This is a genomic window from Kribbella sp. NBC_01510 (genome assembly GCF_045040325.1).
Taxonomy (GTDB): Bacteria; Actinomycetota; Actinomycetes; order Propionibacteriales; family Kribbellaceae; genus Kribbella.
The window spans coordinates 8217678-8243705 of the sequence record NZ_CP109418.1 but is presented as its reverse complement, the minus strand read 5'-3'; the positions used below and the strand labels follow the sequence as shown (position 1 = coordinate 8243705).

Sequence of the window (26028 nt, the reverse complement as noted above, 5' to 3'; positions counted from 1 at the left end):
GGACTGCTTGGGGACCGTTTCAGCAGGGGGCAAGCATGAGGTGGCTCCTCGGTTGGGCGTATCTGCCGGACATCGTCACCAAGCCGGGCCGGGCGTATCTCGACGGAGTCATCCTCAACTGGGAGTCGGTCCCGGGCGCGTCGACCGCGTTCGCGGGCCGGTACGACGAGGGCAAGACGGCGACGCACGAGGTCGGGCACTGGCTCAACCTGGAGCACACTTTCTTCGGTGGGTGCAATGCCAAGGGCGACTTCGTCGCCGACACCCCGGCGGAGAAGACGCCGACCTCGGGCTGCCCGGCCGGCAAGGACACCTGCACGGCACCCGGTGACGACCCGATCCACAACTACATGGACTACTCCTACGACTCCTGCAACAACCAGTTCACTCCCGGCCAGGCTCAGCGGATGGCGGACGCCTGGCTGCTGTACCGCGCCTGATCGCCGTCCTCCCGGACAGTGGCCCCGCTGACGGGTCACGGTCCGGTTGCGTGTGGTGGTCGTTGCCGGCCTGAGGTTGACCGCGCGGCGCCGGCGTCCTAATGTCTGGCCTGTAAACGATTACAAGAACGATTACAGGAGGCCGGCGTGAGTCGTCCGACGATCGCGGAGGTGGCTCGGGCAGCCGGGGTCTCGGTGGCGTCGGTGTCGCGCGTACTGAACGGGCTGCCAGCGACCGAGGAGATGGTCGAGCGGGTGCAGCGGGCGGTGCAGGAGCTCGGGTACGTGCCGGACTCCCGGGCACGATCGCTCAAGGTCGGGCGCACGTTCCAGCTGACGCTGGCGGTCGCCGACGTCGGTAACCCGGTCTACGTGACGATGATGCGGGCGGTCGAGGAGGTCGTGTCCGCGGCCGGTTATCGGCTGGTGGTGACCACGACGGGGCCGGATGTGGTGGACGAGGTCGCGCTGGTTCGTGGGATGGCCCGCGGGTACGCCGACGGCCTGGTGATCAGCCCGCTCCGCGTCGACGAGGACCTGATCAAGTCGATCCGCGAGTGTGAGGTGCCGGTGGTCGTCGCCGGTAACGTCCCCGCCAAGGCAGGCGTCGACACGATCCGCGCCAACTCTCCGAAGGGCATCCTGCTGGCGGTCGAGCACCTGACGGCCAAGGGACGCACGCGGATCGCCTTCGTCAACGGACCGGCGGACACGGTGCCGGGCACGGCCCGGGCGAAGGGGTTCGCCGACGCGATGAAGGAGTTCAAGCTGACGTCGGCCGGTGAGATCGAGGCTGCCGACTTCACCTTCGCCGCCGGACGCGAAGCGGGGAAGAAGCTGTTCAAGAAGCGCGGTCCTGACGCGGTGGTCTGCGCCAACGACCTGCTCGCCGTCGGAGTCATGCACGAGCTCGCCGCCTACGGACTCGACGTTCCGAGCGACGTGGCGGTGGTCGGGATGGACGACAGCGAACTCGCCGAGCAGTGCTTCCCGCCATTGACGAGTGTGAACCTCGGGTCGGCCGAACGTGGCCGCCGGGCGGCTGAGTTGCTGTTGGCAAGGATCGAGGACTCCACCCGGACTCCGCGGCGGATCGTCGTACAGCCGTCGTTAAGTGTGCGGAGGTCCACGTGACCGTGTTGAATGCCGCGCCTCCGGCGCGGGGGTCATGGGGCTTTTACTCCCGCCCTTCCCTCGTCGCTTCAGTCGCTTCGCTCCCTACGCTCCTCAGTCCAGGGCGGCGGGCCCCATGACCGCCACACTGACCGCGCCGACCCCCACGCCGGTCAAGAAGACCACCAGGCCGAAGCAGAATCGCGAGGCGATCTTCCTTTTCCTGCCGGCGCTGCTGCCGGTCCTGCTGCTCAGCGTCTACCCGCTGATCCGCGGCATCGCGCTCGGCTTCACCGACGCGCGCGCGGGGCTCAACGTCGAGACGAACTTCGTCGGCTTCGACAACTTCTCCAAGCTGCTGCACAACGGCCTGTTCTGGGACTCGTTCCGGATCGGCATCATCTGGACCCTGTCGGTCACGATCCTGCAATTCGTCGCCGCGCTCGGCCTCGCCCTGCTGCTCAACACGAACATCAGGTTCCGTGGCGTCGCCCGGACCATCGCCCTGATCCCGTGGGCGATGCCGCCGGTGGTGGTCGCGATCATGTGGCGCCTGCTGCTGCACCCGACCAACGGCCCGGTCAACGAGATCCTGCAGAACCTGCACCTCACCGACCACCCGATCAACTTCCTCGGCAACTTCAGTACGGCGTTGCCCGCGGTGATCGTGGTCGGCATCTGGGTCGGCATGCCGATGACCACGGTGACTCTGCTGGCCGGCCTGCAAGGCATCGACCGCACGCTGTACGAGGCTGCGGCGGTTGACGGCGCGAGCGCCTGGAGCCAGTTCTGGAACATCACGCTGCCGCAGCTGCGGACCGTGATCGTCGCGATCACCAGCCTGGACCTGATCTGGAACTTCAATTCGTTCGGCCTGGTCTACGTGCTCACCGCGGGCGGTCCGGGCGGCAAGACGATGCTGCCGATGCTGTTCGCCTACAACGAGGCGTTCCGGTACGGGAACTTCGGCATGGCCGCCGCGATGGGTGACGTGATGGTCGTCATCATCATCTTGTTCCTCGCCGTCTACCTGCGGAACCGGCTGAGGAGCGAGGCATGAGAACACGACCGGCCGCCCGTGCCCTCCAGTACGTCGCCGTCGTTTGCTACCTGATCTTCCTCGGCTTCCCGCTGCTCTGGCTGATCTCCAGCTCGCTGAAGTCGCCGCAGGAGTTCGCGAGCATCACGCCGTCGCTGCTGCCGAAGAACGCCGACTTCTCCAACTACACGGACGCGCTGAGCGAACAGGGCCTGGTGCGGGGACTCGGCAACAGCCTGCAGATCTCGATCCTCACCACGATCCTGGTGCTGATCGTGGCGCTGCCGGTGTCCTACGCGCTGGCCCGCTTCCGCAGCCGGCTGCGGCCGGTCACGAACGGCTGGATCCTGGTCAGCCAGGTGTTCCCGGTGATCCTGATCGTGATCCCGCTGTTCATGATCCTGCGGCCGTTGCACCTGACCAACACGATCCCCGGTGTGGTGATCGTCTACATGGTCTGGTCGCTGCCGTTCGCGTTGTGGATGCTGCAGGGGTACGTCGCCGCCGTACCGCGGGAGCTGGAGGAGGCGGCGTCGGTGGACGGCGCGAGCCGGGTCCGCACCATCGTGTCGATCGTGATGCCGCTGCTGCGACCGGGGCTGATCGCGACCGCGATGTTCACGTTCATCTCGGCGTGGAACGAGTTCTTTTTTGCCCTGGTCCTGCTCCAGGACCCGCAACTCAAGACGCTGCCGCTGGTCCTGGCGCGCTTCGTCGGTGCTGAAGGTCAGGTCCAGTTCGGTCCGCTCGCGGCGGCGTCCGTCCTGGCCACTGTCCCCAGCTTGGTCTTCTTCGCCTTCCTGCAGCGCCGGCTGACTTCCGGCCTGTTGAGCGGCGCAGTCAAGGGCTAGCCCCTTCCCCTGAGGAGAAACACATGAGGAAAGCAGTAACCGCCCTGGCGGCGGCGGGCGCACTGGTGGCGCTCGCGGCGTGTGGGGGCAACAGTGACAACAGCTCCGGTGACTCGGGGTCCTCGACCGAGAAGGTGACGCTGAAGTTCCAGAGTCTCGCCTTCCAGAAGACCACTGTCGCCGCGACCAAGAAGATCGTCGCGGACTGGAACGCCGCCAACCCGAACATCCAGGTCGAGTACGTCCAGGGCAGCTGGGACTCGGTGCACGACCAGCTGGTGACCCAGTTCCAGGGCGGCACGGCGCCGGACATCATTCACGACGAGTCCGCCGACATCACCGGCTTCATCAACCAGGGTTACCTGGCGGACCTCTCGCCGTACCTGAGCCAGGAGACGAAGGACGCGGTCTCTCAAGGCGTCTGGGACACCGTGTCGAGCGACGGCAAGGTGTACGCCGCTCCGACACTCCTGCAGTCGTACGTCGTGTTCGCCAACTCGGCGGCGCTCAAGACGGCCGGGATCACGGCGACCGGTGACTCGCTCAGCTGGGACGACCTGGCCGCGGACGCGAAGAAGCTGACCGCCGGCGGTAAGCACGGCCTGGGCTGGGGCCTGAAGAGCCCGACCGCGACCGTGCTGAACCTGGGCATGAACTTCGACGCGCAGTTCTTCGAGGGCACCGGCAAGGACGCGACGGCGAAGATCGGCGACCCCGAGCTCGAGGTCCCGAAGCGGATCCACGCGATGGCGTACGACGACAAGTCGATCGACCCGACCTCGCTGACCCAGAGCAGCTCCGACGTCCTGCCCGGGTTCTACGCCGGCAAGTACGCGATGGTTGTCGGTGGCAACTTCGCCGCGCAGCAGATCCTCCAGGAGGCGCCGAAGGGCTTCCAGTGGGAGGTGCTGCCGCCGCTGAAGGGCAACGGCATCAAGCAGGCGGCGAACCCGCAGACGCTGTCGGTGCCGGCCGAGGGCAAGCACATCGAGCAGTCCGCGAAGTTCATCGACTACTTCATGAAGGCCGAGAACCTGGCCGCGGTCGGGCAGGGTGACTGGCTGATCCCGGCCACCCAGGCGGCCCGGGACGCGATCCTGAACTCGACCGGCGGCAAGAACGGCTGGGAGCAGACGCTGGCCAGCGGCAACGACCTGACCAAGGCGCCGTTCCAGAGCGTGGAGAACTACCCGAAGTGGAAGGACCAGATCGCGACGCCGGCGCTGCAGGAGTTCCTGGCGAACAAGACCGACCTCGCGACGCTGGGCAAGAAACTGAGCGATGGATGGGGTCAGGTCAACCAGTGACCTCCGCGCTGGAACAGAAGGCGACAGGTGCCCTCGTCGGCTCCGCGGTCGGTGACGCGATCGGTGGGGCCGTCGAGGGCTGGACCCCGGCGGCGATCCGGGAGCGGCACGGCGGCTGGGTGACCGGCATCGTCGGCCCGTGGTACGACGACTGGCGCACCGCGCGCCCGATCGCGCCGTACCACAAGGGCGACGGGCACATCACCGACGACACGTTGATGACGCACGCCCTGGTCGAGGTGTACGACGAACGCCGTGCCCACCTGGACGCGTACGCGATCGCCGAGTCGCTGGTCCCGAAGATGCTGACCGGGCCCCGGTGGGTGCCGGAGCTGGAGACCGAGGCGCTGCTGCTGCAGCGGGTGTTCCTGGCCGAGAAGTGGCTGGTCGCCCGGTTGCACTACGGGCACGTCGATCCGCGCGAGGCCGGCGTCGGCAACATCGTCAACTGTGGTGCGGCGATGTACGTGGCGCCGGTCGGCATCGCCAACGCGGGCGACCCGGCGGGTGCGTACGCCGAGGCGATCGAGCTCGCGGGTGCGCATCAGTCGAGCTACGGGCGGGAGGCGGCCGGGGTGTTCGCGGCCGCCGTCGCCGCCGCGATGACGCCGGGCGCAACGGCCGCTTCGGCGGTCGGCGCGGCGCTGGCACTGGCCAAGGACGGCACTCGGAGGGCCGTCGAGGCGGTGGCCGCGGCGGCCGACGGGGTGACCGACTGGGAGCAGGCGATTCCCCTGCTCCGCCAGGCGATCGAGCCCTACGACACGGTCGGCCCGGACTATCGCGACCAGTCGATGGACGCGCGGCGGCCGAGCCGGACGAAGGCGATCGAGGAACTGCCGGTGGCCCTCGGCTTCGTGCTCGTGTCCGAGGGCGACGTACGCCGGGCTGTCCTGGGCGGCACGAACTACGGCCGGGACGCGGACTCGATCGCGTCGATGGCCGGTGCGATCACGGGTGCCCTCAGCGGACTGAGCGGCGTACCCGCAGACTGGGCGGCCGACATCGCCGCGGCCAGCAAGACTGATCTGGTGGAGCCGGGGCGCGTGATGGCCTCGGTGGCCCTGGACATCCGCGCGGCCGACGCCGAGCGGTGGGCCCGGCGCGTGGCCGCGTTGGATGCCCTGGTCTGATGTCAGCTGCCGTACGCCTCGAGCTCCACGATCCGCGAGTAGCCATGGTCGTTGGAGTCGCGGCTGACGAGTTGGACCGCGTCCACCGCGCGGGGCTCGAAGGTCATCGTGACCTTGCCAAGCACGTTGCCGCGGACCTCGCCGACGGTGGTCCAGGTGGCGCCGGTGCGGACCTGGATGTCGAAGTCGCGGATCCCCATCACGGCCGCCGGGTAGCGGGCCGAGTCGAGGGTCTGGAGGACGACTCGGCCGATCGTCGTCGCCTGGAGGAAGTCGACGCCGTACGTGTCCGGGAAGACGCCCTTGGTGGCGTCGTGCCAGCCGCTGGCACCCCACTGCGCGGAGTCGGAGTTGCCGTCGACGCCACCGCACAACCGCATGTCGCCGTTGGTGGAGGACGCGACCGCCTGCTCTCCGAGCAGCACGTCGTCCCGCTGCGGGACGGGCTTGATCGCGACCGGCACCTTCAGGTGATCGCGCCCGACGCTCAGGTCGACGGTGTGCGTCGCGGGCGTGGTTCCGCGCGGGACGGTGATCTCGAGTGGAGCGGTGACGAGCTGACCGACGGGCAGGTAGCTGGAGAACTGGTGCCGGGACAGGGTCAGCGCGGAGTCGGCCGACAGCCGCATGTCGGCGACGGTCGGGTTCCGGCCGGTGTTCGTCATCCCGAGGCTGAGCTTCCCGGACGGGAAGCAGGGGAGTGGAACGACCTCGACCAGTTGGGGCGTGGCGCTGATGTCGATGGCGTTGTTGTTGCTGATGGCAACTGCTCCGACGGGGAGCAGGAGGACGAGCAGCGCGGCGCGATTCATAGTCGGTTCCGTTCAGGCCAGATGGGTACCGGGACGGCCGTCCTCGACGACCAGGGTGGCGCGGGTGGACGCCGTACCGCCGGGTGTGGTGACGCGGTCGACGATGCGGAACTCGGACGTCCACCGGGTGCTGTCGAGGCGGCAGCTGAGGTAGCCGCGCTGGACGTTCTGGAACTTCACGTGCGGGTTCTCGGTGAGCAGCGCCCGGCCGGTGGCGTCGGCGTCGACACCGTCCTTGCCGGACGAGATCGACGTCGTGACGAACTCGGTCCCGACCGCGGGGGTCGAGGGATCGGCGAAGTTCACCCGCAGATCGGACGCGACACTGCGGTGCAGGTCCCCGGTCAGTACGACGAAGTTGCGCACGCCGCGATCGCGCACGCCGGACAGCACCCGGTCGCGGGACGCGGTGTACCCGTTCCAGGTGTCCATCGGCAGCTCCTGCTCCGGGCCGGTCTTCCGGTCGAGCTGGGCCATGGCGACCTGTTGGGCGACGACGTTCCATCGGGCGCTGGAATCACCGAGCGTGTCGAGCAGCCAGCGTTCCTGGGTGGCGCCGGTGATGGTCCGCGCAGGATCGGTCGACACCTGGTCCGGCGGCAGCCAGCCGCCCGTACTGGTCTGGTCGTCGCGGAACTGCCGCGTGTCCAGCACGCTCAGGTCGGCGGTCCGGCCGTAGCGGAGCTGACGGTACAGCTGGATGGACGGACCGTCGGCGGACTGGTCCAGGCGCAACGGCATGTGTTCCCAGTACGCGCGGAAGCCGTTGGCCCGGCGGACCAGGAAGTCGTCGTGCGGCAGCCCGTCCTCGGAGACGTAATCGGCCCAGTTGCCCTCGACCTCGTGGTCGTCGAGCGTGACGATCCACGGCGACGCGGCGTGCGCGGCCTGCAGGTCGGGGTCGGTCTTGTGCAGTGCATAGCGCGCCCGGTACTCGTCCAGCGTGAAGATCTCGCCGGCGAAGTCGACCGGGACCGTCTGGTTGCGGACGCCGGCGGTCGGACCGACGCCGACCTCGTAGATGTAGTCGCCGAGGAACAGCACGACGTCGTGGTCCCGGCGTACGACGTCCTGATACGCGGTGTAGAAGCCGTCGTAGAAGGCCTGGCAGGACGCGACCGCCATCGTCACCGCGGGCTGGTCCGACGGTGCCGGCGCGGTCCGCGTGCGGCCGGCCGGACTGACCTGCCCGGCCGCGCGGAAGCGGTAGAAGTAGTGCCGCCACGGACGGAGCCCGCGGACGTCGACGTGCACGGTGTGGGCGTACTCCGGGCGGGCGTGGGCGGTGCCCCGTCGTACGACGCGGCGGAACAGCTCGTCCTCGGCGACCTCCCACTCGACCTGCACCGCGCGGTCGTCCATCCCGCCGAACGGTTCGAGCGGACCCGGCGCGAGGCGGGTCCAGATCACCACGGCGTCTGGGAGCGGATCGCCCGAGGCGACGCCGAGCGTGAACAACGGCCGATTGTCGGTGCGATGCGGTATTGCTGTCGCAACGAGATCAGGGAGGTTGCCGGTGAGCGCAAGCGCGGCGGCGGCGCCGGTCGCGGTGAGGAAGCTGCGGCGAGTAGCCATGGCAGGCAGTATCAGGCTGTGGTGAGACGACTAACCAGGTGTGTGTTTCGCCTGGCGCAACAGGGGAAGGAAGAAGCCCGATGAGACTGACCTGGGTGCAGCCGGAGGACTTGCTGCCGCACCAACTGGTCCAATCCCGGTCCGAAGGTGTCGACGTCACCGACGTCCAGGCGCGCTGGCTGACCGCCGGCGGCACGACGGACGCCCCGGCGTCGGGCGCCACCGACGAGCCGGCCGCACCCGAGCTGCGGGCACTGGCCAGGGAACTGCTCGACGAACTGGACGCACGGACGGCGGCCTGGCATGAGCCGGAGATCCCCGATCTGCCGTCGCTCGGCCAGCCGGTCGACCTCGAGCAGCGGACGGTCAACGCGTGGCTCGGCCGCGCGGCCGGGAATCTGCTCGGCAAGGTGGTGGAGAAGATCCCGCGCGAGGGTATCCGGGAGATCCTGGAGACGTCGGGCCAGTGGCCGCTGACGCAGTACATCACCGCCATCGGCGTACCGGAGGAGGTGCAGCGACGCTGGCCGTGGAACCGGCGGTCGGAGCCGACCAGCCTGCGCGAGGTCATCGACGGGATGCCCGAGGACGACGACCTCAACTTCGCGATCCTGGCGTTGCAGTTGCTGGAGCGGCACGGGTCGGAGCTGACCACCGAGGACGTGGCGCAGGCGTGGCTGAACGACCTTCCGGCCGGACGCGTGTTCACCGCCGAACGTGTTGCCTACCGCAACCTTCTCGACGGCGTCGAACCCGCGCGGGCCGCGCTGGTCGGCAATCCGTTCCGCGAGTGGATCGGCGCGCAGATCCGGACCGACGCCTACGGCTGGGCGCATCCCGGTGACCGCTCGGCCGCGGCCCGGCTCGCGCTGGTCGACGCCCGGCTGAGCCACACCGGTGCCGGTGTCGACGGCGCGCTCTGGGTCGCCGCGATGTCGGCCGCCGCGCTGGTGCTGGACTCGCCACGCGAAGTCGCGGTCGCCGGTCTCGATGTGGTGAACACCGACGGGGCGATCGCACGGGCCGTCCGGTTCGGGCTGGCCCTGGAGGACGTCAAGCTGGACGACGCGCTCGACGCCCTGCACGCGGAGTACGGCGACCTGCACTGGGTGCACGCGGTCAACAACACCGCGCTCACTGCCTACGCGCTGACTGCCCCGGACTTCGCCACCGCGGCCGGTCGCGCGGTGATGGGTGGGTGGGACACCGACTCGGTCGGCGCGACCGTTGGTGCGGTGTTTGGCGCGGTGCGCGGAGTTCCGGCAGAGTGGTCCACACCACTTGCGAACCGGATCGCCACGAGCCTTCCGGGAATGGATCAGATCGCATTCACCGAGCTGGCACGACGGACTGTGGAGGTGGCCCGGGGTGGAGCCTGAGGTTGTCGTTGTGGGCAGCGCGAACGTGGATCTGGTGCTCCCGGTCCAGCGGATCCCGCGCCCCGGCGAAACGGTGCTCGCGGGAGGCATGACCCGGGGGCCGGGCGGCAAGGGCGCCAACCAGGCGGTCGCGTCCGCGCGGGCCGGTGCCCGCACGGCGATGGTCGCCGCTCTTGGCGACGACGACGGCGGTGCCCTGCTCCGGGACGCCCTCGGCAGCTCCGGCGTCGACCTCTCCCTGGTCTCGGCGACGGCCACCCCGACCGGTACGGCGATCATCACGGTCGACGAGAGCGGGGAGAACTCGATCGTCGTCGCCCCCGGCGCGAACGGCGAACTGTCCTTGTCCGCGGCCGCGACAGCGGTCGTCGGTGCGGCGAAGATCGTTCTCGCCCAGCTGGAGATCCCGTTCCCGACCGTCCAGGCGGCGGCCGCGGCGAGCTCGTACTTCATCCTCAACGCAGCCCCGGCCGCCGAGGTGGCCGACGAGTTGCTGGCCGACGTCGACCTGCTGGTGGTGAACGAGACCGAGGCCGAGGCGATCGCCGGCGCGGACCGGTCCGCGCTGCTGAAGAAGGTGCCGGCGGCGGTCGTCACCCTGGGTGCGGCCGGCGCGGTGATCCTGACCCGCGGTGACGACGAGATCGAGGTGCCCGGCGTACCGGTCGGCGTGGTCGACACCACGGCCGCGGGTGACACGTTCTGTGGTGTGCTCGCGGCGACGTTGGCTTCCGTGTCAGCTACCGGCGCGATCACGACCAGCGACCTGACGAATGCGGTCCGACGCGCTAACGTTGCTGCTTCATTGAGTGTTCAGGCAGCGGGGGCGATCTCCTCGGTGCCTCACGGGGAAGCTATCGACGCGCGTTATGCGGAGGTGTACCTGTGAATCCGCTCGAACCGCGGCCGATCGATCTACCCGCCATAGTGGATCTCGGCCTCCGGGTCGACCCGTCCTTCCTCGACGACGCCAAGATCCTCGGCGCCCCGGACGACCCGGCCGACCTGCCGCGGTGGCGCGCCAAGCTCGCGGAGTGGCTCGCCAGCGCCTACGAGCGCACGCCGTACGACGGCTCGCACTACGAGGTCCCCGGTCGGGAGTGGACCCAGACGGCGTACTCGGTGGCGCTCGTCTGGCTCTGGGACGACCAGTTGTACGACGTGGAGACCGGGACGTTCACGCCGGACAAGTTCGTCCAGCACGGCGTCGACGACTTCGGTGGGTACGACGCGGTCGTGCTGTGGCACGCGTATCCGGTGATCGGGATCGACTCGCGCAACCAGTTCGACTTCTACCGGGACGTGCCGGGGCTGCGGGAGTTGGTCGACGACCTGCACCGGCTCGGGTTGAAGGTGTTCTTCGACTACAACCCGTGGGATGTCGGCACCCGGCGAGCGGCCCGGTCGGACGCCGAGGAGTTCGCCGCGATGGTGACCGACTACGCCGTCGACGGGGTCTTCCTGGACACCTTGAAGGAGGGCGACCCGGCCTTCGCCCGCGCGCTTCGTGCGGCGAATCCGGCGATCGCCCTCGAGGGCGAGTCACGGTTGCCGATGGCAAGGATCGGGGATCACGCGCTGTCCTGGGCGCAGTGGTTCGCCGACACGCACACGCCGGGGGTCCTGCGCGCGCACCTGTTCGAGCGCCGGCACATGATGCACCACACCCGCCGGTGGAACCGGGACCACAGCGACGAGCTGCAGTCCGCCTGGGTCAACGGCGTCGGCATGCTGGTCTGGGAGTCGGTGTTCTCCGCCTGGGTCGGCTGGAACGCCCGCGACCGCGCGACCCTGCGCCGGATGGTCGCCGCGCAGCGCGCGTTCGCGCCGGTGCTGATCAACGGCGACTGGATCCAGCTGACCCCGGAGATTCCGGACAAGGCCCGGGAGCACGGCGTCTACGGTTCGCGGTTCGACCTGGCCGACATCACCTTCTGGACGCTGATCAACCGCGACGAGGAGGACTTCGAAGGCATCGTGCTGCGCTCGGAGGACCAGGTCGGTGACTGGTACGACGTGACGTCCGGGGTGCCGATCACCTCCGACGACGACGGCGTCCACCTGGTCGTGCCGGGGCGTGGCGTCGCCGGGATCATCCGGGTCGGCGCCACCGCGGGCTCGTCCTGCCGGGCGACCGCGCGCCGGCTGGGCACGATGCCGCGGCCGCACGTGAAGGACTCGGCGTTCCCGATGGCACCGGCCGAGCGGGTCGCGGTCCCGGCGGTCTCCGGTGACGCGTCCCTCGGCCCGGTCGTCGTCGTACCGGCGGGGGAGCGGGAGCTGACCGTCCGGCACCGGCGGCGCGAGACCGGGTTGTACGACCAGGCGCCGTACGTGGAGGAGTGGAAGCCGCTGCCGCCGCGGCTGCACGACATCCGGACGGTCAAGCGTGAGGTGTCGCTGCCGGGGATCTCGGTCGCGATCACCGAGGTGACGAACGCGCAGTACGCCGAGTTCCTGGCCGCGACCGGATATCGGCCAGCTGTGGCCAACCGGTTCCTCAAGCACTGGGTGGATGGCGCGCCCGTCGCGGGGACCGAGGAGCACCCGGTGACGTACGTCGATCTGCCGGACGCGCGGGCGTACGCGGCGTGGCGGGGCGGGCGGTTGCCGACCGAGGACGAGTGGCAGGTCGCCGCGCTCGAGGCAGACTTCACCCGCGCCGAGCCGCTGGTGTGGAACCTGACCGAGAGCGAGCATCGCGACGGGCGCAGCCGGTTCTGCATTCTCAAGGGCGGTTCGCACTATGTTGCCGAGGGCTCCGATTGGTACGCCGACGGTGGGCCGCAGGAGCCGGCCGTGAGCTTCAAGCTGGTGCTGACCGGTGGTGGTCTCGATCGCTCGGAGACCATCGGCTTCAGGTGCGCGGGATGAGACCTGCTCCGCTCGATGGTGTGAAGGTGCTCGAGGCGGCGACGCTGTTCGCGGGACCGCTGGCGGCGACGTTCCTGGGGGACTTCGGGGCCGACGTCACGAAGATCGAGCATCCGTCCCGGCCGGATGCCGCGCGGACGCACGGCGCGTCGAAGGACGGCGTCGGGTTGTGGTTCAAGACCCTCGGCCGGAACAAGCGGCTCGCGACCCTCGACCTGTCCCGCGGTCGCGATGTATTCCTCGAACTGGTTCGCTCGCACGATGTGCTCGTCGAGAACTTCCGGCCGGGGACCTTGGAGCGCTGGGGTCTCGGGCCTGACGTATTGCTCGAGGCGAACCCGCGGCTGGTGATCGCGCGGGTGACCGCGTTCGGTCAGGTCGGGCCGTGGTCGGGACGGCCCGGGTTCGGGTCGCTGGCGGAGGCGATGAGCGGGTTCGCGGCGGTCACCGGTGAGCCGGACGGGCCGCCGACGCTGCCGCCGTTCGGGCTGGCGGACGGGATCACCGCGCTCGCGACGGCGTACGCGGTGCTGGTCGCGCTGCGCGAGCGGGATCGGTCCGGGGCCGGGCAGGTGATCGACCTGGCGATCATCGAGCCGATCCTGATGATGCTGGGTGGCGGGATCACGGCGTACCAGCAGACCGGGTACGTCCAGCCCCGGCTCGGGAACCGCTCGTCGAACAACGCGCCGCGCAACGTCTACCAGACCGCGGACGGCCGGTGGGTCGCGGTGTCCACGAGCTCGCAGAGCATCGCCGAGCGGGTGGTGACGTTGGTCGGCAGGGCCGATCTGGTCGCCCAGCCGTGGTTCGCGACCGGGCGGGAGCGCGCTGAGCACGCCGACGAACTGGACGAGGCGGTCGGGTCGTGGATCGCGGAGCGGTCGCTGGACGAGGTGATGGCTGAGTTCGAGAAGGCCGAGGCCGCGGCCGGACCGGTGCACGACATCCGCGGCATCATGACCGATCCGCAGTACGCCGCTCTCGGCACGATCGTGGCCGTGGACGACGACGAGCTCGGCGGTCCCGTGCAGATGCAGAACGTGCTGTTCCGGCTGTCCGAATCGCCGGGGTCGATTCGGTGGGCCGGCCGGCCACATGGCGCGAACACCGACGAGGTGCTCGCCGAGATCGGTGTCACGCCGGAGCAGCTCGCAGCGTTGCGGGCCGCGGGCGTGGTCTGACCCGTTCGCTTGAGGGGGCGTTAGGTGCTGACGGCACTGTATGTTCCGGCCAACCGGCCGGACCGGTTCGCGAAGGCGGTTGCCGCGGGCCCCGATGTGGTGGTGTTCGACCTGGAGGACGCCGTACCGGTCGACGACAAGGCGGGCGCGCGCGGCTGGGCGGTCGCGTGGATCGCCGCGAACGCCCACGGGCCGGTGGAAGTTCGGGTGAATGCGCCGGGGACGCCGTGGATCGAGGACGATCTGGCCGCGGTGGCCGCCGTACCGTCGGTGCGGATCCGGCTGCCGAAGGTGGAGAGCGCGGCCGACGTACGCGCCGTCCTGGAAAAGGTGCCGTCGGCAAGGATCACCGCGCTGATCGAGTCGCCGCTCGGGCTGGAGAAGGCGTTCGAGATCGCCACCGCGGATCCGCGAGTGGTCGCGGTCGCGCTCGGCGAGGCGGATCTGTCCAGTGCGCTGGGCGTGGACGGACCGGCGGGACTGGCGTGGGCGCGTGGGCGGCTGGTGTCGGCGTCCCGGGCCGCAGGTCTGGGCGCGCCGATGATGTCGGTGTTCCCGCGGGTGAACGACGACGAAGGCCTGCGCGCGTCCTGTCTGGAAGGTCGTGCGCTCGGGTTCGTCGGCCGTACGGCGATCCACCCGCGGCAGCTGGCGACGATCGTCGAGTGCTTCACGCCGACTCCCGGACAGATCGCCGAGGCAGAGGCTCTGCTCGCCGCGGTGGAGAAGGCCGGGGTCGCGGACGGTGGCGTCATCGTGCTGGCGGACGGCCGGATGGTCGATCCGGCGATGGTCGGGCGCGCCCGCGAGGTCACCACCCTGATGCGGGAGATCGAGTTAAGGTCGTAGGCATGCTGCCGCGCAGTGTTGATGCCGTGGTGATCGGGTCGGGGCCCAACGGGCTGGTGAGCGCGATCGCCCTCGCCGACGCGGGCTGGGACGTCCTGGTCCTGGAGGCCGCGGAGACCTTCGGCGGCGCGGTCCGATCGGTCGAGGACGACGGCTGGATCAGTGATCGTTTCAGTTCGAACTACCCGCTCGGCGTGGCCTCACCGGTGATCCGGGCGCTGGAACTGGAGAAGTTCGGGCTGAAATGGGCGCACGCGCCGTTACCGCTGGTGCATCTGCTCGACGCGGAGGACGGTACGGCGGTCGCGGTCCACCCGGATCCCGAGGGCACCGCGAAGTCGATCGGCGCCGACCACCCGGGTGACGGTGACGCATGGTTGCGGCTGTTTCAGCAGTACGTCGCGATCCGTGAACCGCTACTGAAGTCACTGCTCACCTCGTGGCCGCCGGTCGTGCCCGGGGTCCAGCTCGTGCGCAAGCTGGGGTCCGCGGGGGAGTTGCTGCGGTTCGCGCGGTTCATGGCGATGCCGATGCACCGGATGGGCCAGGAACTGTTCGCCGGTCCGCGCGGCGCGGCCGTGCTCGCGGGTAACGCCATGCACGCCGACGCGCCGATGTCGGGCAGCGTCAGCGGCACGATGGGCTGGCTGCTCGCGATGCTGGCCCAGGACGTCGGCTTCCCGGTCGCGGCCGGCGGGTCGTCATCCTTGTCGGCCGCCCTGGTCCGCCGGGCCGAACGCGCCGGAGCCCTGCTCGTCTCCGGTACGCCGGTCGCCGGGATCGACGTGTCCTCCGGACGGGTGACCGGCGTACGCACGGCATCGGGGGAGACCGTCGCGGTGAGCCGGGCCGTCATCGCGGACACGTCCGCGTCGGTGCTCTACCGCTCGCTGTTGCCGGATGCAACGATCCCGGCTGGGCTGCGGCGCGACCTGGACGAGCGGTTCGAGTGGGACTATCCGACGGTCAAGCTGAACTTCCGGCTGAGTGGCTCGATCCCGTGGAAGTCGTCGGAGGCGCGATCGGCCGGTGTGGTCCATCTGGGCGGGACCGCGGACGATCTCGTCCACCTCTCCGCCGACCTCGACACCGGTCGGCTGCCGTCGCAGCCGTTCCTGCTGATCGGCCAGACCACCAAGTCCGACCCGACCCGCTCACCCGCCGGCACCGAGGCGGTGTGGGCGTACTCGCATCTGCCGCGCGGGCTCGCGGACGACGAGTCCGCGGGCAAGCTGGCCGGCCGGATGGAGCGCGCCATCGAACGGTTCGCCCCCGGCTTCACGGACCTGATCATCTCCCGCGATCTGCAACGCCCCTCGGAGCTGGAGTCAGGCAACGCCGCTCTCGGCCTCGGCGCCGTCGGTGGTGGCACCATGCAACTCCACCAGCAGCTCATCTTCCGCCCGACCATCGGCCTCGGCAGTCCGCGCACCTTCGTCAGCGGCCTCTACCTCGGCAGCTCCGCGATCCACCCCGGCGGCGGCGTTCACGGGGCCTGCGGCCACCTCGCCGCCCGCACCGCCCTCCGCGACGCCTCGCTCATAGGCCCCCTAACCCGCACCCTCCCCACCGCCACCCTCCGCTACCTCCAGCGCTGACCGCGAACACAAGTCCCGGCGGCGAACAGTTTGAGGGGATAGCCGGCTCTTGTGCTCGATGTGTGGGTGGCGTTCGGCCGGCTCGCCGTGTCGTGGTCGGCGTGCGGACCGCGGGTCCGATGACTTGAGACAGCTCGTGGTGGCCGGGGATGCGGACGAGGGCTGGGGGTGTGTGCAAGGTCGACAGGAGGTGTCCGCCCTGACCCGGCCTGGCCGGCCGGGGTCAGGCGTGAATGCTTCGCTCGACCAGCACCCCTGGACGGACATCTCCTGTCGAGCTTGCACACCGGCCGACCTCACTCACTTCGCCCACACATCCAGCAGACGAGCCGGCTAACCCCTCAAGTTGTGGGGCCTTCATACGAGGGGAGAAGGCAACCTGCGGGGTTATCCGGCTCTTCTGCTCGATGTGTGGGTGATCGTCGGCCGGGTGTGCTGGCCGGGATAGCGGGCGATGTTCCCGCGCTGGCCCGCGAGCTCGGGCTCAAGGTCGGAATGTTCGCCGCCGTCCCGGGGTGGGCAAGGAGGCAGGGTGGACGGTGTGCAGACGCTGGGCCGGGCGGTCCCGGGGGGCTTGTTCCCCGCGGATCGGTCCACCTCTGGTGGGCTGGGACAGGTCGTGGTGGGCTGAGACAGGCAATTCCTTGTCCCAACCCACCACGACCCGTCCCAACCCACGGCCCCAAACCCACGGCACCAACCCACGGCACCGGCCCACCGGCCCCCGGCCCACGGCACCAACCCACGGCACCGGCCCACCGGCCCCGGCCCACGGCACCAACCCACGGCACCGGCCCACCGGCCCCGGCCCACGGCACCAACCCACGGCACCGGCCCACCGGCCCCGGCCCACGGCACCAACCCACGGCACCAACCCACCGGCCCCGGCCCACGGCACCAACCCACGGCACCGGCCCACCGGCCCCGGCCCACGGCACCAACCCACGGCACCAACCCACGGCACCAACCCACGGCACCTGGCCCACCGGCCCCGGCCCCGGTCCGCGCCCGGGGCTATGGATCGGCGCGGACATGGTGCCGAGGGCGACCCATGTCATGGGTTGACGTCCGAGATGGTGGGTTGGCGCCCCGGAATCCGGTACGGCAACCCACCACATGAGACGTCAACCCACCAGTTGCGCAAGCGCGCCGCTGACCGCCTGGGCGAGCGCCCGGCCACCCGTTGAGTCCGGACAGCTCAAGCCGCAACCCACCAGCTCGGGGGCAACCCCGGCACTGGCGGCGCCGGGGATGAGGCTGGGGTGGTTAGGGTCGGAGGGTGCGACTGGATGAGGCGAGCTGTAGGGCGCGGGTGGCTGCTGCGCGGGTGGGGCGGTTGGCGACGGTCGGCGATGATCTGCGGCCGCACGTCGTGCCGGTGACGTACGCGGTGCATGGCGACCTCGTGTTCGTCGGGATCGATCAGAAGCCGAAGACGACGACCGATCTGAAGCGGTTGCGCAACATCGCGGCGAACGAGCGGGTCGCCGTCCTGGTCGACGAGTACGACGAGGACTGGACGCATCTGTGGTGGGTACGACTCGACGGGATCGCCCGGGTTCAGGCCGACGAGCCCGCTGCGATCGAGTTGCTGGCGGCGAAGTATCCGCAGTATGCGGGGGATCCGCCTCGTGGGCCGGTGATCACGATCCACGTCGACGGCTGGACCGGCTGGTCGTACGCCTGACGCGTAAGGTGCAGCTGGGAGGTGTGGGATGAGTCAGGTCGAGGGGCTGCTGCGGGAGCTCGCGCCGCAGGTGCTGGGCTTCCTGGCCCGGCGGTACGGGCAGTTCGATCTGTGTGAGGACGCCGTACAGGAGGCGTTGCTGGCGGCCGCGACGCAGTGGCCCGCCGACGGCGTACCGGCGAATCCGCGCGGCTGGTTGATCACGGTCGCGACCCGACGGCTGACCGACCAGTTCCGCAGTGAGAGCGCGCGGCGTCGTCGGGAGGACACCGTCGCGGCGATGGCCGGGCCGGAGGAGCTGGTTGCCCCGGGCGCCGATGTCGACTCGCCACCGGATGCCGACGACACGCTGACCCTGCTCTTCCTGTGCTGTCATCCGGCGGTCACGCCGGCGTCCCAGGTCGCGCTGACACTGCGCGCGGTCGGCGGTCTGACCACGGCCGAGATCGCCCGCGCGTTCATGGTGCCGGAGGCAACGATGGCGCCGCGGATCAGCCGGGCCAAGAAGAGCATCAAGGGGGCCGGCAGCCGGTTCGTGATGCCGCCCGAGGACGAGCGCGCCGACCGGCTGCGAGTTGTGCTGCAGGTCCTGTACCTGATTTTCAACGAGGGATACACGGCGAGTTCTGGCGAGGAACTGCAGCGCGTCGAGCTGACCGCCGAGGCTATCCGGCTGGCCCGGATGCTGCGCTCGGCGCTGCCGGACGACGGCGAGGTCGCGGGTCTGCTGGCGTTGATGCTGCTGACGGACTCCCGGCGGCGGGCGCGCACCACCGCGGACGGTGGCCTGGTCCCGATCGACGACCAGGACCGCACGCTGTGGGACCGCGAGCAGATCGAGGAAGGTGCCGCGCTGATCCTGAGCACCCTGGCGCGAGGTGCTGTCGGCCCGTACCAGCTCCAGGCGGCGATCGCGGCGATCCATGCCGAGGCGCCGAGCGCCGAGGCGACCGACTGGCCGCAGATCCTGTCGTTGTACCTGCTGCTGGAGAAGCTCACGCCGAACCCGATGGTGACGCTCAACCGCGCGATCGCACTCGCCCAGGTCGAGGGACCACAGGCCGGGCTGGACCTGCTGGCCACGCTCGACGATGACAAGAACATCACCGAGACCCACCGGCTGGACGCCGTCCGGGCGCATCTCTACGAGCGCGCGGGGGAGTTGGCGAAGGCCCACGAGCACTACCTGGCCGCGGCCCGCCGTACGACGAGTCTCCCGGAGCAGCGCTACCTGCAGGCGAAGGCCGACGCGATCACGGGATGAGCCGGTAGAAGCGAAACAGCGGGGTGTGGAACGGCAGTATCCGCGTCTCCTGGAATCCTGCCTCGGCGGCGTAGCGGCGCAGCGTTTCCGGACGCATAAGTGCGCCGGTCGCGGCCGATTCCGGGTCGCCCATCGCGTCCGGCAGGCAGGACATCAAGCTCCAGCCGTAGTGGTACCGCTCGAGCTCCGAGGCAGGCGCGGTGAACTCGTCCTCGACCAGTTCGTCGGCGATCAGAACCGAACCGCCCGGCGCGAGCATCGCCCGCGCGCTGCGCAGCGCCGCGACCGGCCGCGGCATGTCATGCAGGGCCTCGAGAATCGTGACCAGGTAGAACGGGCCGCTGTACGCCGGGTCGGCCGCGTCCGCGACCGAGAACCTGACCCGATCGGCCAGACCGGTCTCCTCGGCATGCCGGCTCGCCGCGGCGATCGCGTCCTCGTCGAGGTCGAGCCCGTGCACGGTGATCCGCGGATACGCCTGGGCCATGGCGATCGACGACCACCCGGTGCCGCAGGCGAAGTCGGCGACCCGGGCCGGTGGCTCGGCGCGCAGCCGCCGGTCGATCTCGGGGATGGCCGGCAGCCATTCCTTGCCTAGCAGGTTCAGGTAGGTCGGCCGGTTGAACTCTGCCCGTCCTTCGGGTTCCCAAGGCTGATGCGGGGGTGCGCCGCCGGTGCGGAACGCCTCGACGAGATCCGGCAGCATCCGGGCCGCGCGCGCGAGCTCCACTCCCTTGTACGCGTGATACTCGACGGCGTCCGGATCGGCCAGCACCGGGATGTGCTCGGGTGGCAGGTGGTAGCACCGCTCGGTGGGTGCCGCAGCGGTGTCATCGACGTCGATCAGTCCACTGGCGGCGTGGTGCTCGAGCCATTCGCGGATGTAGCGCTCGGCGGTCCCGGTTCGTTCGGACAGCTCGACCGACGTGGAGGGGCCGTGGTCCGCGAGCGACTGATACAGGCCCAGGCGTTCGCTGAGGTAGATGGAGTAGATCTCGAGCGCCGCACCGGCGTTCCGGAAGAGCCGCTCGACGAGTGCGTTGGTCCGGTCATCCGTCGTACTCATGGCTGGATGGTACGGCGATCGCGCTGCTGAGGAGATCGTGGCGGATCCTCAGCCGGCCGAAGAAGTCACCGATTCACTGCCATGCGCCTGCCGGTCTCGTGGGATTCGATCGCGGCCAGGGCGAGCCCGAGTGCGCGGCGGCCGGCCCGGGCGTGGATCGGTGGCGCGCCGCCGGCGCGAAGGGCGTCGAGGATCGCGTCGACGTGGCGGTCGAACGTGCCGGCGAAGTAGCGGGCCTCGTCGTCGAAGTAGCCGGAGTGCCAGCGACGTTCGACATCGTCTCCGATGCGCGAGAACGTCAGGGCGCGGACGGTGTCGTGGATGACCAGGCGACCCTCGGTCCCGTTGATCTCTATGCGTTGCGTGTCGGGATAGGCGTACGACGAGTCGTAGCTGCCGAGCATCGTGCCGACCGCGCGGTTCTCGAAGTCCAGCGCCAGCGCGATGGTGCTGAACGCGCCGTACGTCTTGTCGGTCATGTGTGCGGAGACGGTGGAGATGGGGCCGACGAGATGCTCGAGCATGTCGAACCCGTGGCACTGGGTCTCGATCAGGTTGGCGTGCGGCGAGTTGCCGTGGTTGGCCTCGCCGCCGAACCGCCAGGTCGCGAACACCGCCTCACCGAGCTCGCCCGCGTCGATCAGCGCCTTGGCCCGCTGGACGGGTTCGGCGTACCGGTGGTTGAAGTTGATGGCGAAGAAGCGCTCACCGGCCTCGGCGAGCAGGCTGTCGGCCTCGGTGAGGTCGAAGACGAGCGGCTTCTCGACCAGCAGCGGTACGCCGGTGCGCACCAGCTTCAGCGTGACGTCATAGTGGTCCTCGTTCGGCAGGCAGACAGTGATCAGGTCTGGTTGCTCGTGGCGCAGCATGAGGTCGAGATCGGTGTACGGCGTGGCGCCGTACCGCTCGGCTCGGGCTCGGGTCCGCTCGGGCGTGCGTCCGGCGACCGCGCACAGCTCGGTGTCCTCGCGGCGGGAGAAGATGCGCGCATGCTGTTCGCCCCAGCCGCCGGCGCCGACCACGGCGACACGGAGTCGCTCGGTCATGAGGCGGCGTCCTGGGTGACGACGACCTTGCCGGTCTCGCCGGACAGGAACAGCCGGAACGCCTCGCCGATGTCGGCGACCGGGAAGCGGTGACTGATCACTCGGCCGATCAGCTCCTGGTTGGCCTGCAGGAGGGCGAGGTTGCCGGCCATCTCGTCGTACCGGAAGTACTCGCTGCCGAGGATCGCGTGCTCGGGTGCGATCAGGTCTCTCGACACATCGATGGTGACCGTCTCGCCGTGGCCGACGCAGATGAGTGCGCCGCGTCGGCCGAGGATGTCCAGGGCGGCGCGGCGGGCGACCCCCTTACCTGACGAGTCGAACGCGATGTCAGGGCTCCCCGCCGCGCCGACGTCATCCGCGAGTACTGGGATGGCTCCGAACGACTCGGCGAAGTCGAGGCGCCAGCGGGCGATGTCGGAGATGTACACCGGGACGTCGGCGCCGTACCGGAGCCTGCTCATCACCGCGAGGCCGAGCCCGATCGGCCCGGCGCCGGCGATGTAGACGCTCTCGATGTCCGGCCGGATCAGGGCCGCTCGGCCGAGGGCGTGACTGCTGGTGCCCATCACGTCCAGCAGCATGGTCGCGGTGCCGATCTCGATGTCGTCGCTGATCGGGAAGAAGTTCGTCTCGTGCACGAGCTCGAACGGGCCGTAGCCGCCGTCGTGGGTGAAGCCCATGTCCGCTCGCTTGGCCAGACACTGATTGGTTGCGCCGAGCAAGCAACTGCGGCACTCGCCGCAGTAGTCCATCAGGAACACGGCGCCGCGGGTACCGGCCGGGACGCGGGTGCCTTCGCCGGCGACGAGCACGGTGCCGGCGGCTTCGTGACCGGGTACGACGCCGGAGCCGCCGAAGTACTGGTCGCGGTCGGTGCCGCAGAGGGCGTTGGCCTGGACGGCGAGCAGGAGCTGGCCGGGACCTGGGTCGGGGTAGGAGCGGTCCGCGAACTCGATGCGGCCGTCTCCGGTGAACACAGGGGCGAGGGCTGTACGTGTCATGGTCACCGGAATTTACTACGTAGCAAATGCTGGCAACAAGAGGTTGTGCCCCTTTTCGGCTTCAGACGGCGGTACTCTCGCGGAGGCGCAGCTCGTAGCCGGCCATCCGGTGCTGAGGGACCCGCGGCTCGTCCGCGCCGAACTGTTCCTCGAGCAGGTCCAGCGCCATGCCGGCGAGGTCGTCGAGCAGTGGCGCGACCGTGCTGAGCGACGGCGTGGACAGACTCGACTCGACGATGTCGTCGAAGCCGATGACCGACATCTCACCTGGTACGTCGACACCCGCACGCAGGAGCGCCCGGAGGGCGCCGAGGGCGGCCGAGTCGTTCATCGCGAAAATGCCGTCAGGTCTGGGAGCTCCGCTGGTCAGGAGTGCGCTCATCGCGTCCGCAGCTGCGGCCGTTGTCCAGTCGCAGTCGATCAGCAGGTCAGGGTCGAGCTCGGCTCCGGCCTTCTTCAGTGCGGCCTGATAGCCCTGGCGGCGAAGCTGATAGGACCGCCGGGGTCCGTGGTTCGCGCCGAGCAGCAGGATTCGTCGCCGTCCGGAGTCGATCAAATGGGAGACCGCGGCCTGGGCTGCCTCGCGGTTCTTGATGCCGACGTGGTCGATCTCGCTGCCCGGTTCGCGGTCGCCGACCAGAACCACGGGGTACTTGCGATCTCGCAGCCGGTGCTCGTCCGCGCGGCCCAGCGCCACCGCGCTCATGATCAGGCCGTCGGTGACGACGTCGCCGCCACCACGCAGCAGTTCCACCTCGGCCTCGTGGTGTCCGCCGGTGGTTTCGACCAGAACCGTCGTACCCCGCTGCTGGGCTGCCGCGATGACGGCCTCGGCGAGGTCGGCGAAGTACCGCTCGCGGAAGGTCGGGACAGCAAGGGTCACCGTCCCGGTGCGGCCGGTACGGAGTCGCCGGGCGGCGGTGTTCGGCCGGTAGCCGAGGGCGTCGAGGCTTGCCTGCACGCGGGCGCGGGTGGCGGGGGAGACGTGCACGTAGTTGTTGACCACGTTGGAGACGGTGCGCTGCGAGACACCCGCGTGGCGGGCGACGTCGGACATGCTGACCGCCACTGCCTGCTCCAGCCTCGATCGAGCCACTCGGTGAGCGGTCAGGCTATCTCACCCGGCTGTGGGCCGGCTCACGTGACTCAGGTTGTAACTTCGGTTTACAGTTGCGGTATGAGCCTTCAGGAGCGGACACGCGGCCGCCGGGACGCGATCGGAGTCGGGGTCGCGTGGTTGAACCGGCTGGCGAAGTCGCGGACGATCGACCGGTTCGGGCTGCGGAAGCAGACCGAGCGGGTGGTGTTCGAGGCGACCAAGACCGGCTTCCGGACGGCCGGCGCGCTGACCCGGCGTTTCGCCGCCGCGTCGAAGCTCGCCGCGCCGTCGCGGCTGCCGGCGGCGCGCGGGACCGGGAAGTTCGACCTGACGCCGACCGAGGACCAGCAGATGGTGGTCGACGTCGTCCGCGAGTTCGCCGCGGAGGTACTGCGTCCTGCGGCCGCGACTGCGGACACGGCCTGTGTGACTGACGACAGTGTGCTGTCGTCGTCCGCCGACCTCGGGTTGAGCCTGATCGAGGTCCCGGAGGAGCTCGGTGGCATCGTGACCGAGCGGTCGGCGATGACCGGCGTACTGGTGGCCGAGGCGATGGCGCATGGCGACATGGGTCAAGCGGTCGCGTGCCTGGCGCCGGCGGCGGTGAGTACGGCGATCTCGTTGTGGGGCGATGAGACGCAGCAGGCGACGTACCTGCCGGCCTTCACGGGTTCGTCCGTGCCGGCGGCGGCGCTGGCTTTGCTGGAGCCTCGGCCGGTCTTCGATCCCTTTGTCTTGCAGACGCGTTGGACCGGCGGGCGGTTGAACGGCGTGAAGTCGTTGGTGCCGCGCGGCGCCTCGGCGGAGTTGTTCGTGATCGCGGCGCAGGTCGAGTCGTCCGGGCCGGCGTTGTTCCTGGTGGAGTCCGATCATCCCGGGGTGACGATCGAGGCCGAGCCGTCGATGGGGTTGCGTGCGGCGTCGCTGAGCCGGGTGATCCTGGACGACGTGCCGGCCGTGCAACTGGGGACGTTCGCGGACTATGCCGAGTGCGTCCGGCTGTCCCGGCTCGGGTGGTGTGCGTTGTCCCTCGGTACGGCGAAGGCCGTGCTCGACTACGTCACGCCGTACGTGAACTCGAGGACCGCTTTTGGTGAGCCGATCAGCCACCGGCAGTCGGTGGCCTTCATGGTGGCGAACATCGGGATCGAGCTGGAGGGGATGCGGCTCGTGACGTATCGGGCCGGATCGCGTGCTGAGCAAGGGCTTTCGTTCGCCCGTGAGGTCGCGCTGGCGCGGCGGTTGTGCACGGACAAGGGCATGCAGATCGGGACGGACGGCGTACAGCTGCTCGGTGGGCACGGCTTCGTGAAGGAGCATCCGGTGGAGCGGTGGTACCGCGATTTGCGGGCCATCGGCGTGATGGAAGGCGCGGTGCTGGTCTGATGATCAACCTGGAGACACCCCGGAAGTTCCGTGCCCTCGTCAACCAGGCACACCAGGTCGCGGCCGAGATGCTGCGGCCGAACTCGCGCAAGTACGACCTGGCCGAGCACGAGTATCCGGTCGAGCTGGACATGCTGGCGGCGATGGTCGACGGATTAGGTGCCTCGGGCACCGGTTCCGGTGCGGGTGCTTCCGGAGTACGCCGTACCGCTTCGGCTGAAGGCGTTGTCAATGGATCGAACCTGTCGTCGGTGCTGTCGATCATGGAGATGTGCTGGGGCGATGTCGGGCTGCTGCTGTCGATGCCGCGGCAAGGACTCGGGAACTCGGCGATCGCGTCCGTCGCGTCCGAGGAGCAGTTGCGTCGGTTCGACGGTGTGTGGGCGGCGATGGCGATCACCGAGTCGGGGTGTGGGTCGGATTCGGCGAACATCCAGACGACCGCTCGGCTGGACGGGGACTCGTACGTGCTGGATGGCGAGAAGATCTTTGTGACCGCTGGTGGGCGGTGTGATGCCGTGGTGGTGTGGGCGACTCTGGATCGCTCGTTGGGTCGCGCTGCGATCAAGTCGTTCGTGGTCATGAAGGACACCCCCGGACTGTCGGTGGAGCGGCTCGACCACAAGCTCGGGATCCGCGCGTCGGACACGGCGACGATCCGTCTCGAGAACTGCCGGGTGCCCCGATCGAACTTGCTGGGATCGCCTGACATCGACACAGACAAAGGGTTCGCGGGTGTCATGCAGACGTTCGACAACACCCGCCCACTGGTCGCCGCGATGGCCGTCGGCTGCGCCCGTGCCTCGCTCGAACTCACGCGCTCGTTGCTGGCGGAGGCGGGCGTCGAGGTCGACTACGACCACCCCGTCTACCTCCAGCCGGCCGCGGCCGCGTCGTACCTCTCGATGGAGGCCGACTGGGAAGCCGCCTACCTGCTGACCCTGCAAGCCGCCTGGATGGCCGACAACGGTCAACCGAACTCCCTCCAAGCCTCCATGGCCAAAGCAAAGGCCGGCCGCACCGCCAACGACATCACCCTCCGCTGCATAGAACTGACCGGCACCCTCGGCTACTCCGAACACCAACTCCTCGAAAAGTGGTCAAGAGACTCAAAAATCCTCGACATCTTCGAGGGAACCCAGCAGATCCAGCAGTTGATCGTGGCCCGCCGGCTCCTCGGCAAGACCTCCGCCGAGCTGAAATAGGCCTGCCCATAAGAGAATCCCGCCACCTCCGCTGCTCCTCAAAGCAGGTGGGGACCTGTGCTGGGGTCCTCGAAATCCGGCCCATGATCGTCCCTGCTCCGTGACTGCTCCGTCAGC

Annotated in this window: 22 protein-coding genes; 16 read left to right on the top strand and 6 right to left on the bottom strand. The window is 69.4% G+C overall.

The features are described 5' to 3' along the window. Positions 1–35: 35 nt before the first annotated feature. The 6 genes from OG558_RS40290 (at position 36) to OG558_RS40265 (ending at position 5883) form a co-directional block, all read left to right on the top strand. Positions 36–440, top strand: a complete 405-nt coding sequence (locus tag OG558_RS40290) for a zinc metalloprotease (protein ID WP_405067731.1) — start codon at positions 36–38, stop codon at positions 438–440. A 147-nt stretch (positions 441–587) separates the two neighbouring features. After that, positions 588–1574, top strand: coding sequence for a LacI family DNA-binding transcriptional regulator (locus tag OG558_RS40285; RefSeq protein WP_405067730.1), 987 nt, complete (start codon positions 588–590; stop codon positions 1572–1574). 115 nt (positions 1575–1689) lie between these two features. Further along, positions 1690–2613 (top strand): carbohydrate ABC transporter permease, encoded by a 924-nt coding sequence (locus OG558_RS40280; protein WP_405067728.1) that lies wholly within the window; start codon positions 1690–1692, stop codon positions 2611–2613. Next, on the top strand, positions 2610–3443 hold the full coding sequence (locus OG558_RS40275; protein WP_405067727.1) for a carbohydrate ABC transporter permease: 834 nt from the start codon (positions 2610–2612) through the stop codon (positions 3441–3443). The genes OG558_RS40280 and OG558_RS40275 overlap by 4 nt, the downstream gene beginning before the upstream one ends. A 23-nt stretch (positions 3444–3466) precedes the next feature. Beyond that, entirely contained in the window at positions 3467–4750 is a 1284-nt protein-coding gene (locus OG558_RS40270; RefSeq protein ID WP_405067726.1) for an ABC transporter substrate-binding protein, read from the top strand. Further along, positions 4747–5883, top strand: coding sequence for an ADP-ribosylglycohydrolase family protein (locus OG558_RS40265; protein WP_405067725.1), 1137 nt, complete (start codon positions 4747–4749; stop codon positions 5881–5883). Before OG558_RS40270 ends, OG558_RS40265 begins: the two co-directional genes overlap by 4 nt. 2 nt (positions 5884–5885) lie before the next feature. Here OG558_RS40265 and OG558_RS40260 read toward each other — a convergent pair whose 3' ends face one another. Further along, complete coding sequence (locus OG558_RS40260) at positions 5886–6695, bottom strand: discoidin domain-containing protein (protein ID WP_405067724.1); 810 nt, start codon at positions 6693–6695, stop codon at positions 5886–5888. A 12-nt stretch (positions 6696–6707) separates the two neighbouring features. Continuing rightward, positions 6708–8270, bottom strand: a complete 1563-nt coding sequence (locus OG558_RS40255; protein ID WP_405067723.1) for an alkaline phosphatase D family protein — start codon at positions 8268–8270, stop codon at positions 6708–6710. Between the two features lie 80 nt (positions 8271–8350). Here OG558_RS40255 and OG558_RS40250 point away from each other — a divergent pair, with 80 nt between their 5' ends. The 8 genes from OG558_RS40250 (at position 8351) to OG558_RS40215 (ending at position 19105) form a co-directional block, all read left to right on the top strand. Beyond that, positions 8351–9649 (top strand): ADP-ribosylglycohydrolase family protein, encoded by a 1299-nt coding sequence (locus OG558_RS40250; protein WP_405067722.1) that lies wholly within the window; start codon positions 8351–8353, stop codon positions 9647–9649. Then, a complete protein-coding gene (locus tag OG558_RS40245; protein ID WP_405067721.1) occupies positions 9639–10538 on the top strand; it encodes a ribokinase in 900 nt (299 codons plus the stop codon). The genes OG558_RS40250 and OG558_RS40245 overlap by 11 nt, the downstream gene beginning before the upstream one ends. Further along, positions 10535–12523 (top strand): SUMF1/EgtB/PvdO family nonheme iron enzyme, encoded by a 1989-nt coding sequence (locus OG558_RS40240; protein ID WP_405067720.1) that lies wholly within the window; start codon positions 10535–10537, stop codon positions 12521–12523. Before OG558_RS40245 ends, OG558_RS40240 begins: the two co-directional genes overlap by 4 nt. After that, positions 12520–13707, top strand: coding sequence for a CaiB/BaiF CoA transferase family protein (locus OG558_RS40235; RefSeq protein WP_405067719.1), 1188 nt, complete (start codon positions 12520–12522; stop codon positions 13705–13707). Before OG558_RS40240 ends, OG558_RS40235 begins: the two co-directional genes overlap by 4 nt. A gap of 24 nt (positions 13708–13731) precedes the next feature. Beyond that, positions 13732–14556 carry an HpcH/HpaI aldolase/citrate lyase family protein gene (locus OG558_RS40230; protein WP_405067718.1) on the top strand — a complete coding sequence of 275 codons (825 nt, stop codon included), beginning with the start codon at positions 13732–13734 and terminating at the stop codon, positions 14554–14556. Between the two features lie 2 nt (positions 14557–14558). Beyond that, positions 14559–16154 carry a phytoene desaturase family protein gene (locus tag OG558_RS40225; RefSeq protein ID WP_405067717.1) on the top strand — a complete coding sequence of 532 codons (1596 nt, stop codon included), beginning with the start codon at positions 14559–14561 and terminating at the stop codon, positions 16152–16154. Between the two features lie 1279 nt (positions 16155–17433). After that, a complete protein-coding gene (locus tag OG558_RS40220; RefSeq protein WP_405067716.1) occupies positions 17434–17841 on the top strand; it encodes a TIGR03668 family PPOX class F420-dependent oxidoreductase in 408 nt (135 codons plus the stop codon). A 28-nt stretch (positions 17842–17869) separates the two neighbouring features. Then, a complete protein-coding gene (locus tag OG558_RS40215) occupies positions 17870–19105 on the top strand; it encodes an RNA polymerase sigma factor (protein ID WP_405067715.1) in 1236 nt (411 codons plus the stop codon). Here the strand turns inward: OG558_RS40215 and OG558_RS40210 are convergent. The 4 genes from OG558_RS40210 to OG558_RS40195 all read right to left on the bottom strand — a co-directional run bounded on the left by OG558_RS40210 (position 19095) and on the right by OG558_RS40195 (position 23278). Then, on the bottom strand, positions 19095–20171 hold the full coding sequence (locus OG558_RS40210; protein ID WP_405067714.1) for a class I SAM-dependent methyltransferase: 1077 nt from the start codon (positions 20169–20171) through the stop codon (positions 19095–19097). The two genes, OG558_RS40215 and OG558_RS40210, sit on opposite strands and share 11 nt — an antisense overlap. A gap of 65 nt (positions 20172–20236) precedes the next feature. Then, positions 20237–21217: a Gfo/Idh/MocA family protein gene (locus tag OG558_RS40205; RefSeq protein ID WP_405067713.1), complete on the bottom strand. Its 981-nt coding sequence runs from the start codon at positions 21215–21217 to the stop codon at positions 20237–20239. Then, the gene (locus OG558_RS40200; RefSeq protein WP_405067712.1) at positions 21214–22221 is read right to left on the bottom strand and encodes an alcohol dehydrogenase catalytic domain-containing protein; all 1008 of its coding nucleotides are present in this window, start codon (positions 22219–22221) and stop codon (positions 21214–21216) included. Before OG558_RS40200 ends, OG558_RS40205 begins: the two co-directional genes overlap by 4 nt. A gap of 61 nt (positions 22222–22282) precedes the next feature. Further along, a complete protein-coding gene (locus OG558_RS40195; protein WP_405067711.1) occupies positions 22283–23278 on the bottom strand; it encodes a LacI family DNA-binding transcriptional regulator in 996 nt (331 codons plus the stop codon). A 120-nt stretch (positions 23279–23398) separates the two neighbouring features. On the opposite strand from OG558_RS40195, the gene OG558_RS40190 reads away from it, so the two are divergent. Further along, on the top strand, positions 23399–24706 hold the full coding sequence (locus tag OG558_RS40190; RefSeq protein ID WP_405067710.1) for an acyl-CoA dehydrogenase family protein: 1308 nt from the start codon (positions 23399–23401) through the stop codon (positions 24704–24706). After that, the gene (locus OG558_RS40185) at positions 24706–25911 is read left to right on the top strand and encodes an acyl-CoA dehydrogenase family protein (RefSeq protein WP_405067709.1); all 1206 of its coding nucleotides are present in this window, start codon (positions 24706–24708) and stop codon (positions 25909–25911) included. The genes OG558_RS40190 and OG558_RS40185 overlap by 1 nt, the downstream gene beginning before the upstream one ends. Positions 25912–26028 lie beyond the last annotated feature (117 nt).